13 protein-coding genes are annotated in these 11,869 nt (G+C 46.5%); 7 read left to right on the top strand and 6 right to left on the bottom strand.

Going from position 1 to position 11,869, the window contains the following annotated elements; genetic code table 11:
• The first annotated feature begins 5 nt into the window (after positions 1 to 5).
• Genes TM_RS07070 through hslO form a run of 3 tightly spaced genes read left to right on the top strand, consistent with a single transcriptional unit; the run spans position 6 to position 1,836 of the window.
• Positions 6 to 302, top strand: a complete 297-nt coding sequence (locus TM_RS07070; RefSeq protein WP_004081600.1) for a DUF1844 domain-containing protein — start codon at positions 6 to 8, stop codon at positions 300 to 302.
• Positions 299 to 967 carry a 2-C-methyl-D-erythritol 4-phosphate cytidylyltransferase gene (gene ispD / locus TM_RS07075; protein ID WP_004081602.1) on the top strand — a complete coding sequence of 223 codons (669 nt, stop codon included), beginning with the start codon at positions 299 to 301 and terminating at the stop codon, positions 965 to 967. Before TM_RS07070 ends, ispD begins: the two co-directional genes overlap by 4 nt.
• Positions 964 to 1,836: an Hsp33 family molecular chaperone HslO gene (gene hslO / locus TM_RS07080; RefSeq protein ID WP_004081604.1), complete on the top strand. Its 873-nt coding sequence runs from the start codon at positions 964 to 966 to the stop codon at positions 1,834 to 1,836. Before ispD ends, hslO begins: the two co-directional genes overlap by 4 nt.
• Here the strand turns inward: hslO and TM_RS07085 are convergent.
• The 5 genes from TM_RS07085 to frr are packed head-to-tail and all read right to left on the bottom strand — an operon-like array spanning position 1,792 to position 7,499.
• The gene (locus tag TM_RS07085; protein ID WP_004081606.1) at positions 1,792 to 2,844 is read right to left on the bottom strand and encodes a hypothetical protein; all 1,053 of its coding nucleotides are present in this window, start codon (positions 2,842 to 2,844) and stop codon (positions 1,792 to 1,794) included. The genes hslO and TM_RS07085 overlap by 45 nt on opposite strands.
• 6 nt (positions 2,845 to 2,850) lie before the next feature.
• On the bottom strand, positions 2,851 to 5,442 hold the full coding sequence (alaS, locus tag TM_RS07090; protein ID WP_004081612.1) for an alanine--tRNA ligase: 2,592 nt from the start codon (positions 5,440 to 5,442) through the stop codon (positions 2,851 to 2,853).
• Positions 5,439 to 6,251, bottom strand: coding sequence for a phosphatidate cytidylyltransferase (gene cdsA / locus TM_RS07095; protein WP_004081613.1), 813 nt, complete (start codon positions 6,249 to 6,251; stop codon positions 5,439 to 5,441). Before cdsA ends, alaS begins: the two co-directional genes overlap by 4 nt.
• Positions 6,244 to 6,945: an isoprenyl transferase gene (locus TM_RS07100; protein ID WP_004081614.1), complete on the bottom strand. Its 702-nt coding sequence runs from the start codon at positions 6,943 to 6,945 to the stop codon at positions 6,244 to 6,246. The genes cdsA and TM_RS07100 overlap by 8 nt, the downstream gene beginning before the upstream one ends.
• Positions 6,942 to 7,499 carry a ribosome recycling factor gene (frr, locus tag TM_RS07105; RefSeq protein WP_004081616.1) on the bottom strand — a complete coding sequence of 186 codons (558 nt, stop codon included), beginning with the start codon at positions 7,497 to 7,499 and terminating at the stop codon, positions 6,942 to 6,944. Before frr ends, TM_RS07100 begins: the two co-directional genes overlap by 4 nt.
• Before the next feature lie 204 nt (positions 7,500 to 7,703).
• On the opposite strand from frr, the gene TM_RS07110 reads away from it, so the two are divergent.
• Together TM_RS07110 and TM_RS07115 are read left to right on the top strand one after the other, a co-directional pair.
• Positions 7,704 to 8,858, top strand: coding sequence for a serine-pyruvate aminotransferase (locus TM_RS07110; RefSeq protein ID WP_004081619.1), 1,155 nt, complete (start codon positions 7,704 to 7,706; stop codon positions 8,856 to 8,858).
• Between the two features lie 5 nt (positions 8,859 to 8,863).
• On the top strand, positions 8,864 to 9,784 hold the full coding sequence (locus TM_RS07115; protein ID WP_004081620.1) for a hydroxypyruvate reductase: 921 nt from the start codon (positions 8,864 to 8,866) through the stop codon (positions 9,782 to 9,784).
• On the opposite strand, the gene TM_RS09570 is transcribed toward TM_RS07115, so the two are convergent.
• Positions 9,765 to 9,917, bottom strand: a complete 153-nt coding sequence (locus tag TM_RS09570) for a hypothetical protein (protein ID WP_004081631.1) — start codon at positions 9,915 to 9,917, stop codon at positions 9,765 to 9,767. The two genes, TM_RS07115 and TM_RS09570, sit on opposite strands and share 20 nt — an antisense overlap.
• Positions 9,918 to 10,052: 135 nt before the next feature.
• Here TM_RS09570 and TM_RS07120 point away from each other — a divergent pair, with 135 nt between their 5' ends.
• Positions 10,053 to 11,036: an ATP-binding cassette domain-containing protein gene (locus tag TM_RS07120; RefSeq protein WP_004081632.1), complete on the top strand. Its 984-nt coding sequence runs from the start codon at positions 10,053 to 10,055 to the stop codon at positions 11,034 to 11,036.
• A gap of 4 nt (positions 11,037 to 11,040) precedes the next feature.
• Positions 11,041 to 11,811, top strand: a complete 771-nt coding sequence (locus TM_RS07125; RefSeq protein WP_004081633.1) for an ABC transporter permease — start codon at positions 11,041 to 11,043, stop codon at positions 11,809 to 11,811.
• Positions 11,812 to 11,869: the final 58 nt, after the last annotated feature.

Consider the following 11,869-nt stretch of genomic DNA (forward strand, 5'->3'; position numbering starts at 1 on the left):
GATCCGTGGAGGAAAAGAAAGAAAAACTCTCCATGAAGGATCTCATACTCCTCTTCTTCAGCACCATAAGTGCTCGATGCTGGGCACGACTCGGCCTCACAGAAGACGAATACGGAGATTTCTATCAGGACCTTGAAGAAGCACGGCTTGGAATAGACATGCTCGACGCGATATTCAACAAGATAAAGGGCCTCGTGGATGAGGAAGTTCGCCGAGAAATGGAGGGAGTTCTCTCCACCCTGAAGCTCAACTACTTTCATCAGTATCAAAAAAGCAAGAAGAAGGAGACAAAAAACGCATGAACGTAGCGATTCTCCTTGCAGCGGGAAAAGGTGAAAGAATGTCTGAAAACGTTCCAAAACAGTTCCTCGAGATAGAGGGAAGGATGCTTTTCGAGTATCCGCTTTCCACGTTTTTGAAAAGTGAAGCGATAGATGGTGTTGTGATAGTGACACGAAGAGAGTGGTTCGAAGTTGTAGAGAAAAGAGTGTTCCACGAAAAAGTACTCGGAATTGTCGAGGGTGGAGATACACGAAGCCAGAGTGTGAGAAGCGCCCTCGAATTTCTTGAAAAGTTCTCTCCCTCTTACGTTCTCGTACACGACTCAGCACGGCCGTTTCTGAGGAAGAAACACGTGTCGGAGGTTCTCAGAAGAGCCCGCGAAACGGGAGCGGCAACCCTCGCGTTGAAGAATTCCGACGCGCTCGTAAGAGTTGAGAACGACAGAATAGAATACATCCCAAGAAAAGGAGTGTACAGAATTCTTACACCGCAGGCTTTTTCTTACGAGATTTTGAAAAAGGCCCATGAAAATGGTGGCGAATGGGCAGACGACACGGAACCTGTTCAAAAGCTCGGAGTGAAAATAGCCTTGGTCGAGGGAGATCCTTTGTGTTTCAAAGTGACGTTTAAAGAAGACCTGGAACTGGCGAGAATCATCGCCAGAGAATGGGAGAGGATACCATGATTTACTATGGCACGATGTTCGATCACAAGGTGAGATTTTCGATCGTTCGAATGAGAGAAGTGGTGGAAGAGGCTCGAAACAGGCACGCCCTTTCATACCTCGCCACGGTGGTACTCGGAAGAGCCCTCATCGGTGCGGCTCTTGTAACACCATGGCTCGCCGAAAAAGAAAGGTGGACGCTGGACATAGAGGGAAACGGGCCAATAAGGAGAGTCGTTGCACAGTCGACCAGCGAATTCACTGTCAGGGGATATGTGGCAAATCCCAAGGTGGAACTGCCCCTAAATGAAAAGGGAAAGTTCGATGTCGCCGGTGCTATCGGTCAGGGTGTTCTCAGAGTGGTAAGAGATCTGGGATTGAAAACTCCCTTTGTCTCTCAGGTGCCTCTGGTGAGCGGTGAGATCGCCGAAGACCTGGCTTATTATTTCGCGGTTTCTGAACAGATACCATCCGCTTTTTCCATCGGTGTTCTTGTGGACTCAGACGGTGTGAAGATCGCGGGAGGATTCGCCGTCCAAATCATCGATCGCACTCTTGAACAGGAGAAGGTGGAGATGATAGAGAAAAACATCAAAAACCTTCCCAGTATATCAAAACTTTTCCAGGAAGCAGAACCTCTGGACGTTCTGGAAAGAATATTCGGTGAGAAGGTAGGGTTCGTCGAAACAGCGGAAATAAAGTACAAATGCGATTGCAACAGGGAAAAAGCCAAAAACGCCCTTCTAGTCCTGGACAAAAAAGAATTGGAAGATATGCGAAAAGAAGGGAAGGGAGAAGTCGTCTGTAAGTGGTGTAACACAAGATACGTTTTCTCAGAGGAGGAATTAGAAGAACTCCTCAAGTTCAAGGTAGATGACTCTGGTTCCTGAAAAATTGGAGATCTTCAGGAACCTTTCTGTGATCTCAAGAAATATCCTTTCGGTGTCCATCCGTGCGAGGGCACTTCTCAGTTTCTTCGAAGGAAACACCACAACAAAATCTCTTCCAGATTCCACGAAGAGTTCTGCAGTATAACTGAGATTCTTTCGCTTCACCTGAACCTTCAGGTTTTCTCCCCTTCTTGAGATCGTAGCGTAATCTCCTCTTGAAAGCACTGCGGCTTTTCTCACAAGCTTTGCGAGAACCTGTCTCCTTGCTTCTATTCGCTCTGCGGTCTTTTCTTCCAACAAAGACTTCAGTTTTTTGATCTCTTCTTCGCTCACTTCGTCACCACAGACTTCCATCACGAAGTGAGGGTACTTCACCACGAGTTTTCCAGATTTCTCATAGAAGTCCAGAGTCTGAACATCCAGCCTTTGAAAAGCCTTGAAGATGTGCCTCACCGTGACGTACGGAATTTTCGTAGAAAAAGGCTTCTTTGGAATAGTAGAAATCTGTGCAAGGGTCATAATGCCCGCTGACGCTCCAAACATCAAAACATCCTTTTCTTCAAAAAGAAGAATCAGGAATTCTCCTTCGTCAAGATTGGAGCTGGCAAAATTCAATGCTCCTTCGAATTCACGCTTCGTAAGGGTGCAAAGAAATTCCTCTTCGCCATCTCCTGGAGGAATTTCTCCCGTTTTGCACCGAACGTCCAGAACTTCATTTCCCGCTTTCAGAACGAGTCGTTCCTGAAGGACGGTGATTCGAACGTCACTGACCTTAACGTCACTCAAAAAATACTTCACCAGATCCAATGAAACGATCCTGCTGCCTTCGAATCGAGGTATCTCCCCCAGAAATATCTCCACTTTAGCACAGTTGTCACTCGCACTCACCCAGAGTCCGTCTCTGTAAAAGAAACTGAGGAATCTCGCAGTTGGTTCGGTCGTTCCAACCAGTTTATCGAGCAGATAAACCCACTCTTTGAGTTCATGAGCATCAACGACCAGTTCCACAGAGTTTCACCTCAGAAACTCTTCGAGACGTTCCAGAACGTCTTTTATCCTCTCCGGATGTCTTCCACCCGCTTGGGCAAAATTCTTTCGGCCTCCTCCGTTCCCACCGAGTTCCTTCGCTATGTTTCGTGCTATAGAGGAGGCATCGTACTTGCCAAGAAGATTCTCAGAAACCTTCACAACGAGGGAAACCTTGTTTTCGAACTTACTGAAGAGAATAACAATGCCTTCCCCTTCTTTTTTCAAAACGTTATCTGCTATTCCTCCGAGGTGTTTTGCCTCGACGCCTTCGAAGACACCGTGGAAGACCTTTACACCATCTTCCAGCTGTTTCATGGCTATCCTTTCTTCGGAAATCCTTCCCTGAGAGAGTTTCTTTTCGAGTTCCTTCACCTTTTCTCTCAAGCTCAGGACCCTGTCCGTGAGCTCGTCTTCCCTTGCCCCGAGGATTTCTTTCAGCTGATCGATCAGCTTTTTCTGGTTTCTCAGAAGTTCCAGAGCACTGAAGCCGGTGACCGCTTCGATTCTTCGCACACCTGACGAAACGGATTCCTCCGAGATGATCTTGAACAGACCTATCTGCCCTGTGTTTTTCACGTGCGTTCCGCCACAGAGTTCTTTACTCACACCGGGAACCTCGACGACCCTGACCACGTCTCCGTATTTTTCCGTGAAAAGCGCAACAACTCCGGACTTTACCGCTTCTTCGTAGCTCGTGTATCTCACCTCGACCGGAATCGCTTCCATGATCCATTCGTTCACCAGATCCTCCACCTGTTCTATTTCTGCACTCGAAAGACCTTTGAAATGTGTGAAATCGAATCTCAATCTGTCGGGTGCAACCAAGGACCCAGCCTGCCTCACGTGGTCTCCCAGAACTTTCTTCAAAGCCGCGTGAAGCAGATGGGTTGCCGTGTGATTTCTCATTGTGGCCTCTCTTCTCTTCTTATCCACTCTGAGAATCACTTTCTGTCCTCTTCTTAGAGTACCATCCAGTATCTTTATTCTGTGGACGATCACACCTTCTGAAGCTTCAAAGACGTATTCCACAAGTGCTTTTCCATCTCTCCATTCCACCATCCCCGTGTCGGATACCTGCCCACCCTTCTCCGCGTAGAACGGAGTTCTTGAAAAAACCACCTCAACTGTGCCTTCTGATGCTTCTTCCACCGTTTCGTCGTCCCTGGCTACGAGAACGACCTCGCCCTCATCTTCGAGTTTTTCGTACCCAGTGAATTCGGTTCGGAAATCTTTGGGGAGTTTTTCAAGGTACTCGTACCTCCTGGCAAATTCCACATCGCCCATAGCAGCTCTTGACTTTCGCTGTTGTTCTTCCATGTATTTGTTGAACTCTTGCACATCGACTTCCACACCTTTCTCCTTTGCGATTTCAAGGGTGAGCTCCAGTGGAAGTCCGTATGTATCGTAGAGTCTGAACGCGTCTTCGGAATCTATTTTTCCCTTCTTCTCGACGATCTCGTCAAAGACTTTCATTCCCTGCTCGAGAGTCTTTAGAAATCTGTTTTCTTCCGCTGAAAGAACTTCTTTCACCATACCTTCACCACGAACGATCTCCGGGTAAACTTTTCCCATCTTCTCCACCACGGCATCAACGATCCTGTAGAGGAACGGTTCACTCATACCGAGGAGTATTCCATGCCTCATCGCACGCCTTATGATTCTTCTGAGAACGTACCCTCTTCCCTCGTTGGAAGGGAAAACACCTTCACTGATCAAAAAGGTGATGGCCCTTATGTGATCGGCTATGACCCTGATGGAAACATCTTTTTCTTCATCTGTTTTGTAGCCAACACCTGTCAGTTCCTCTATGCGTTTTATTATCGGCTGGAACAGATCTGTGTCGAAATTGCTGTAAACTCCCTGCATCATCGCACAAAACCTTTCAAGACCAGCTCCCGTATCTATGTTCTTTCTCGGAAGAGGATGGAGCTTTCCTTCTTCGTCCTGGTAATACTCGGTGAAAACAAGGTTCCATATCTCCACGAATCGTCCTTCAGAATTGGCAGGAGTACACCCTTCGCCCTCAGGACAGCCCTTCGAATACCCTGTATCGTAAAAGATCTCCGTATCGGGACCACATGGCCCTGTTGGCCCAGCCGGCCCCCAGAAATTGTCCTCTTTTCCCATTCTCAAAATTCTCTTCTCGGGAAGACCTATCTTTTCGTTCCAGATTCTGAAGGCCTCTTCGTCTTCCTCGTAGACGGAGACCCACAGTTTTTCTTCGGGGACCCCAAGCACCTGGGTGAGGAACTCCCAGGCCCACTCTATGGCTTCTTCTTTGAAATAGTCTCCAAAGGAGAAATTACCGAGCATTTCAAAGAACGTATGATGCCTTGGAGTCTTTCCCACGTTCTCTATATCAACGGTTCTCAAACACTTCTGACAGGTAGCCACCCTCGTGTAAACAGGCTCGACTTTGCCCCAGAAAATAGGTTTGAAAGGAACCATACCGGCTACGGTGAAGAGAAGCTGAGGATCGTCCGGTATGAGAGAAGCGCTCGGTAGTATCTTGTGTCCCTTTTTCTCAAAGAATTTCAAAAAGGCTTCTCTGATCTCTTCAGAAGTCATGTATCTCATCGCACCACTCCTTCTAAGATTTTGAACACGATGTAGCTGACAGGAGCAACAAAGAGCAGTCCATCTATTCTGTCAAGCATCCCTCCGTGACCCGGAAGGGTTTTCCCAGAATCTTTGACACCGTAGTGTCTTTTCAAAGCCGATTCAAAAATATCACCAAAGGTGTCCATAATCGCGACCGTTGCGGCGAAAGGAAGGAACGTTCTGAAACTTATCACGTTCACAGAGAGCAGATCATTCACAACGAGTCGATACAAAAAGGTGTAGATGACAACACCCAGGAATCCTCCTATCACTCCCTCAAGGCTCTTTCTTGGACTGTATCGAGGAGAGATCCTCGTTCTTCCAAATTTCAAACCCGTGAAGTATGCGAAGGAATCAAACACCCAGGTGGAGGTGAGAACGAGAAGAGCGTTCGCGGCACCAAAATCCCGATAAATCGGAAGAAAGAAACTGAGGAAGAAGGTAACGTAGATGAGAGCGATCGAAAAGGCAGCGACTGTCTTGAACACCTGCGAAGGATCTTTGTCTGTTATCAGAGAGAAAACCACTCCAGTTATGAAGAGGATCGACAGCGGCTGCGTGGGTTCCTCAAAAACAAGACCGTAGAGGACGGGATACAGAGCAAGGAGTATCACATAGAAAAATCGTGCATCACGCTCTTTCATTTCAAGTGTGATGAGTTCGTAGCCGGCCAGAATGAGGATAGCAGAGACGAGTCCTATTAGACTTTCGTAACTCACGAAACACAGAACAACGAAAGGTGCTACGACACTCGCGGTTATGACTCTGGTTTTCAAATCATCCATTGATCAGACCCCCGAATCGTCTTTCCCTTTTTGAATAACTCTCAATAGCCCTCAGAAAATCCCTCTTCGTGAAATCTGGCCACAGTTTTTTGAAGAAATAAAGCTCGGAATACGCGGACTGCCAGAGAAGGAAATTACTGAGTCTCATCTCACCTGAGGTTCTTATTATCAGATCTGGATCCGGAACATCTGGTAGATACAGATATTGACGAAAGGTCTCCTCAGTGAGTTCTATTTTCTTCCCATGAGATACATCCTTTAAGATAAATTCTACCGCGTCGAGGATCTCCCTTCTACCTCCGTAGTTGAACGCGATAATGAGTGTCATTCGGTCGAACTCTTTCGTTTTTTCCTCCACTTCCTGCCACTTCTTAAGCACCTTCTCTGGAAGACCTTCTTTTCTTCCAAGAATTCTCACTCTGACTCTTTCTCTTCTGAGGAGCTCCATCTCACGATCTATCATCTGAACGAAAAGATCCATGAGAAACTCCACTTCTTCCTTCGGTCTTTTCCAGTTCTCTGTGGAGAAGGAAAAAGCTGTGAGATACTTTATCCCCAGTTCCAAAGACCATTTCACGGTGTTGTGGAGCACCTCTGCACCTCGCTGGTGCCCTTTTATTCTGGGAAGACCTCGCTTTTTCGCCCATCTGCCGTTTCCATCCATTATGATCGCAACGTGCTGTGGTATCCTCAAAATTCCATGATCTCCTCTTTTTTGATTTCGAACACCTCGTCCAGCTTTTCGATGAACTCGTCTGTTAGCTTCTGTATTTCGTTTTCCAGCCTTTTAGCATCATCTTCTGGAATGAGACCCTCTTTCTGATCTTCTTTTATCTTCTTCAAAATCTCTCTTCTGATGTTTCTGATGGCGATCTTCCCCTCTTCGACGATCTCCTTCGCCTTTTTAACCCACTTTTCCCTCTGCTCAGTGGTTGGAGAAGGAAAGACAAGCCTGATCACGTTTCCATCGTTTATGGGGTTCAAACCAAGATCGGACGCGTTTATCGCTTTTTCTATGAGGGAGAGAACACTTTTATCCCAGGGTTTTATGACAAGGGTTCTTTCTTCAGAAATGGAGATCGTGGCGAGCTGATTCACAGGAGTTGGAACACCATAGTAATCTACCTTGATCTCCTCAAGAATGGCTGGAGAGGGCTTCCCTGTTCTCATTTTTCTCAGTTCATCCTCGATTTTCTCCAGCGTTCTCTTCATCTTTTCCTTCGCTTCTTTTATGAACGGATTAACCATGCCTATCCCCTCCCTGTTGAAATTTGTGTTTACACCATCAATGGTCGTTGTATAATATTCCCAACACCTCTCAAGATTATAGCAAACAGATTTTTTGCTTTCTCGTTCCTTTTGATAAATATGCTTCATCCGTCTGTAAAAATTCTGGTAGTATAATTAGTTAAAAAAATAACAAGCACCACCATCCTGGAAAGGGGGAGTTCCATGGGAAAGTTTCTTAAGAAACACTACATAATGGCACCTGGACCAACACCAGTCCCAAACGATATTTTAACAGAAGGAGCGAAGGAAACAATACACCACAGAACACCTCAGTTTGTTTCCATAATGGAAGAGACCCTCGAAAGTGCAAAGTACATCTTTCAGACAAAACACAACGTGTACGCCTTTGCTTCCACAGGAACTGGCGCTATGGAAGCGGCGGTGGCGAATCTTGTGAGCCCTGGAGACAAAGTGATCGTGGTTGTGGCTGGAAAGTTCGGTGAAAGATGGAGAGAGCTCTGTCAGGCTTACGGTGCTGATATCGTAGAAATCGCCCTCGAATGGGGAGACGCGGTCACACCTGAACAGATCGAAGAGGCTCTCAACAAAAACCCCGATGCGAAGGTCGTCTTCACCACCTACAGTGAAACATCGACGGGTACAGTCATAGACCTCGAAGGAATTGCCAGAGTCACGAAGGAAAAAGACGTTGTTCTTGTGACAGACGCTGTCAGCGCTCTTGGAGCAGAACCACTGAAGATGGATGAATGGGGTGTGGATCTCGTTGTCACAGGTTCACAGAAGGGTTTGATGTTACCTCCAGGACTGGCGCTCATCTCTCTCAACGACAAAGCGTGGGGGCTCGTGGAAAAATCCAGATCTCCAAGGTACTACTTCGATCTGAGGGCCTACAGGAAATCTTACCCCGACAATCCTTACACCCCCGCAGTAAACATGATATACATGTTGAGAAAGGCTCTTCAGATGATAAAAGAGGAAGGCATAGAAAACGTATGGGAAAGGCACAGAATACTGGGAGACGCAACAAGAGCAGCGGTGAAAGCACTTGGACTGGAACTCCTCTCGAAAAGACCGGGAAACGTTGTAACAGCCGTGAAAGTGCCTGAGGGCATCGATGGAAAACAGATTCCCAAGATCATGAGAGACAAGTACGGTGTGACCATCGCCGGTGGACAGGCTAAACTCAAGGGAAAAATATTCAGGATAGCACACCTCGGATACATGTCACCTTTCGACACCATAACTGCCATTTCCGCTCTTGAATTAACCTTGAAGGAACTCGGTTATGAGTTCGAACTCGGAGTCGGTGTTAAGGCAGCCGAAGCTGTCTTCGCTAAAGAATTCATTGGGGAGTGATGGAGATGGCGAGATACAGAGTGCACGTGAACGATCCTCTCGATAAAGAGGCAACACAGCTTCTTATGAACAAAGAGGAACTCGAAGTCACATCGGAACACCTAGAAAAAGACGAATTGATGAAGATCATACCGGAAGTCGATGTTCTTGTCGTCAGAAGCGCCACTAAAGTCACAGCCGACATCATAGAGGCCGGGAAAAATCTGAAGATCATCGCCAGGGCAGGCATCGGGCTGGACAACATAGACGTTCAAAAAGCCAAGGAAAAAGGAATAAAAGTGCTCAACACACCAGGTGCCAGCGCTCCATCCGTGGCAGAACTCGCGATGGGTTTGATGCTTGCTTGTGCTCGCCACATAGCAAGAGCTACTGTATCTCTCAAAGAAGGAAAATGGGAAAAAAAAGCACTCAAGGGCAAAGAACTTCTTGGAAAAACACTGGGACTCATCGGATTTGGAAACATCGGACAGGAAGTGGCAAAAAGAGCCCTTGCCTTTGGAATGAAAATCATCGCTTACGATCCCGCGAAACCTGAAACAGATCTACCTGTTGAATACGTGGATCTGGACACTCTTTTCAAAGAAAGCGACTTCATTTCCCTGCATGTGCCTCTCACAGAATCAACCAGGCATATCATAAACAGAGAGAGTATCGCGAAGATGAAAGACGGTGTCATCATAGTAAACACGGCCCGTGGAGGAACAATCGACGAAGAAGCCCTGTACGAAGAAGTTGTGAGTGGAAAAGTCTACGCTGCAGGGCTCGACGTCTTCGAAGTGGAACCACCAACAGATGAAATCAGAAGGAAACTTTTGAGCTTGGACAACGTTGTCGCCACTCCCCACATAGGTGCTTCCACAGCAGAAGCTCAAAGAAGAGTTGGAATAGAACTCGTGGAGAAGATTTTCAAAGAACTGGGAATTTGAAGCCGGGGGTTGTCTCCCGGCTTCTTTTCTTCTTTATCGATCTGAACATTATTCTCACGTTCAAAGCAAGGAATTCGTAAATAAAAAGTAAAACGCAAAAGAGAAGAACGAAAAAATCCCGTACTCTCTCCATGTTTTCCCCTCCAAATTAATAGATCCTTTTCTCTGTCTTCAAGTTCAAACTGATTGACACATCCATGCATATTATTTTATAATCCCAGAGGATATATCTATCGATATATCTTTTGACTCTATGGAGGTGTCAGAGATGGAAGACATTATCGTCGTGGAAAATCTGGTGAAAAAGTTCGGAGATTTCGAAGCGGTCAAAGGAGTCAGCTTCTCAGTGAAGAAAGGAGAAATCTTCGCTTTTCTTGGTCCAAACGGTGCGGGAAAAACCACCACCATTCACATGCTCACCACGCTTCTAAAACCGACGAGTGGAAAGGCATGGGTTGCCGGTCATGACGTGCTGAAAGAACCTCGAGAGGTTAGAAGAAAAATCGGTATAGTCTTTCAGGATCAATCACTGGACAGAGAGCTCACCGCGTATGAAAACATGTACATACACGGAAAAATATACGGCTACGGTGGAGAAAAACTCAAAAAGAGAATCCTTGAACTTCTCGAGTTCGTGGAACTTCTGGAGTTCAAAGACAAACCGGTCAAAACGTTCAGTGGTGGCATGGCAAGAAGACTCGAAATAGCTCGCTCCTTGATACATGAACCAGAAGTTCTCTTTCTCGACGAACCCACTATTGGTCTCGATCCACACACAAGAGCGCATATGTGGGAATACATCTCGAAAATGAAAAAAGAACACAACATGACAATCTTTCTCACCACCCATTACATGGACGAGGCAGAACAGCTTGCTGACAGAGTGGCGATCATAGATCACGGGAAAATCATAGCACTCGGAACTCCAACCGAGTTGAAGAGAATGGTCGGAAAAGAGATTATCTACGTGAGATTCTCTGAAGCCGTTGAATGTCTCGAAGGCGACTTCATAGAGTCGTGTAGAAAACTCCCCGATGGAAGGCTGGAGCTGAATGTGGAAGATTCTGGAAGGGCGATACCAAAGATTTTCGAACTGGCACAGCAGAAGGGTTTGAAAATAGAAGAAATCACCTATCATAAACCCACGCTCAACGATGTTTTCCTCCATCTCACAGGAAGGGAGCTCAGAGAGGAAGGACCGGAGAACTCTTTCAAAACCATGGCAAGAATGAGAATGAGGATGAGGAGGTAATAGCATGGCAGCCTTTGTGACGATGATCTACAGGCAGTTCATGAGATTCTTGAGATCACGCTCGAGAGTCATTGGAATGATAATAAACCCTCTGATATGGATCATCTTCTTCGGGCTGGGATGGAGCAAAGTTTTCGATAATCCCTGGGCGAAAATGATGTTTGGTGGAGTGGATTACCTGACTTACCTTGCACCTGGTATCTTCGCCATGACAGTTTTCAACATGAGTTTTATCAGCGGTGTGAGTTTGATCTGGGACAAACAGTTTGGCTTCTTCAAAGAGGTTCTGGTGGCTCCCTCTTCACGAAGACTCAGCATCACAGGTAGAATCGTTGGAGACGCGATCGTTACCGTTTTACAGGGCCTTATAATCCTCGTCTTCAACTACTTCCTCGCAGAAAGTCTGAAAATATCCGGACTACTTCCCGCTCTCGCCGTTGGATTTCTCATGTCAGTTACCATTGCAAGCTTTGGTATTGCACTTGCTTTGAAGATGGAAAGCACTGAGGGATTCCAGATGATCATGATGACTCTGATGATGCCTCTGGTCTTTCTGAGCGGTGCAATGTATCCTATCGATTCCATGCCAAACTGGATGAAGGCTCTTGCCTATATAAATCCTCTCACCTACGCGGTGGACGCCTCGAGAGGGTACCTGGTGGGAGAAAAAGTGATGAAGTTCTCTTTCGGCCTCGACTGGGGAATTCTCTCAATCTTGATGCTGGTGGGGCTCATCCTCGCGATGGAAAGCTTCGAAAGAGCAAGGATAAGTTGAAATATCAACAGCAAAAACGAAGGCAGGGGATTTCCCTGCCTTTTTGCAGGTATAATGA

This window comes from Thermotoga maritima MSB8 (genome assembly GCF_000008545.1).
GTDB lineage: Bacteria > Thermotogota > Thermotogae > Thermotogales > Thermotogaceae > Thermotoga > Thermotoga maritima.

Excerpts from the sequence above, each read along its gene's own strand:
- TM_RS07125 (WP_004081633.1), top strand. The coding sequence starts at position 11,041 with ATGGCAGCCTTTGTGACGATGATCTACAGGCAGTTCATGAGATTCTTG.
- alaS (WP_004081612.1), bottom strand. The coding sequence starts at position 5,442 with ATGAGATACATGACTTCTGAAGAGATCAGAGAAGCCTTTTTGAAATTC.
- hslO (WP_004081604.1), top strand. The coding sequence starts at position 964 with ATGATTTACTATGGCACGATGTTCGATCACAAGGTGAGATTTTCGATC.
- TM_RS07115 (WP_004081620.1), top strand. The coding sequence starts at position 8,864 with ATGGCGAGATACAGAGTGCACGTGAACGATCCTCTCGATAAAGAGGCA.
- frr (WP_004081616.1), bottom strand. The coding sequence starts at position 7,499 with ATGGTTAATCCGTTCATAAAAGAAGCGAAGGAAAAGATGAAGAGAACG.
- TM_RS07120 (WP_004081632.1), top strand. The coding sequence starts at position 10,053 with ATGGAAGACATTATCGTCGTGGAAAATCTGGTGAAAAAGTTCGGAGAT.
- TM_RS07110 (WP_004081619.1), top strand. The coding sequence starts at position 7,704 with ATGGGAAAGTTTCTTAAGAAACACTACATAATGGCACCTGGACCAACA.
- cdsA (WP_004081613.1), bottom strand. The coding sequence starts at position 6,251 with ATGGATGATTTGAAAACCAGAGTCATAACCGCGAGTGTCGTAGCACCT.
- ispD (WP_004081602.1), top strand. The coding sequence starts at position 299 with ATGAACGTAGCGATTCTCCTTGCAGCGGGAAAAGGTGAAAGAATGTCT.
- TM_RS09570 (WP_004081631.1), bottom strand. The coding sequence starts at position 9,917 with ATGGAGAGAGTACGGGATTTTTTCGTTCTTCTCTTTTGCGTTTTACTT.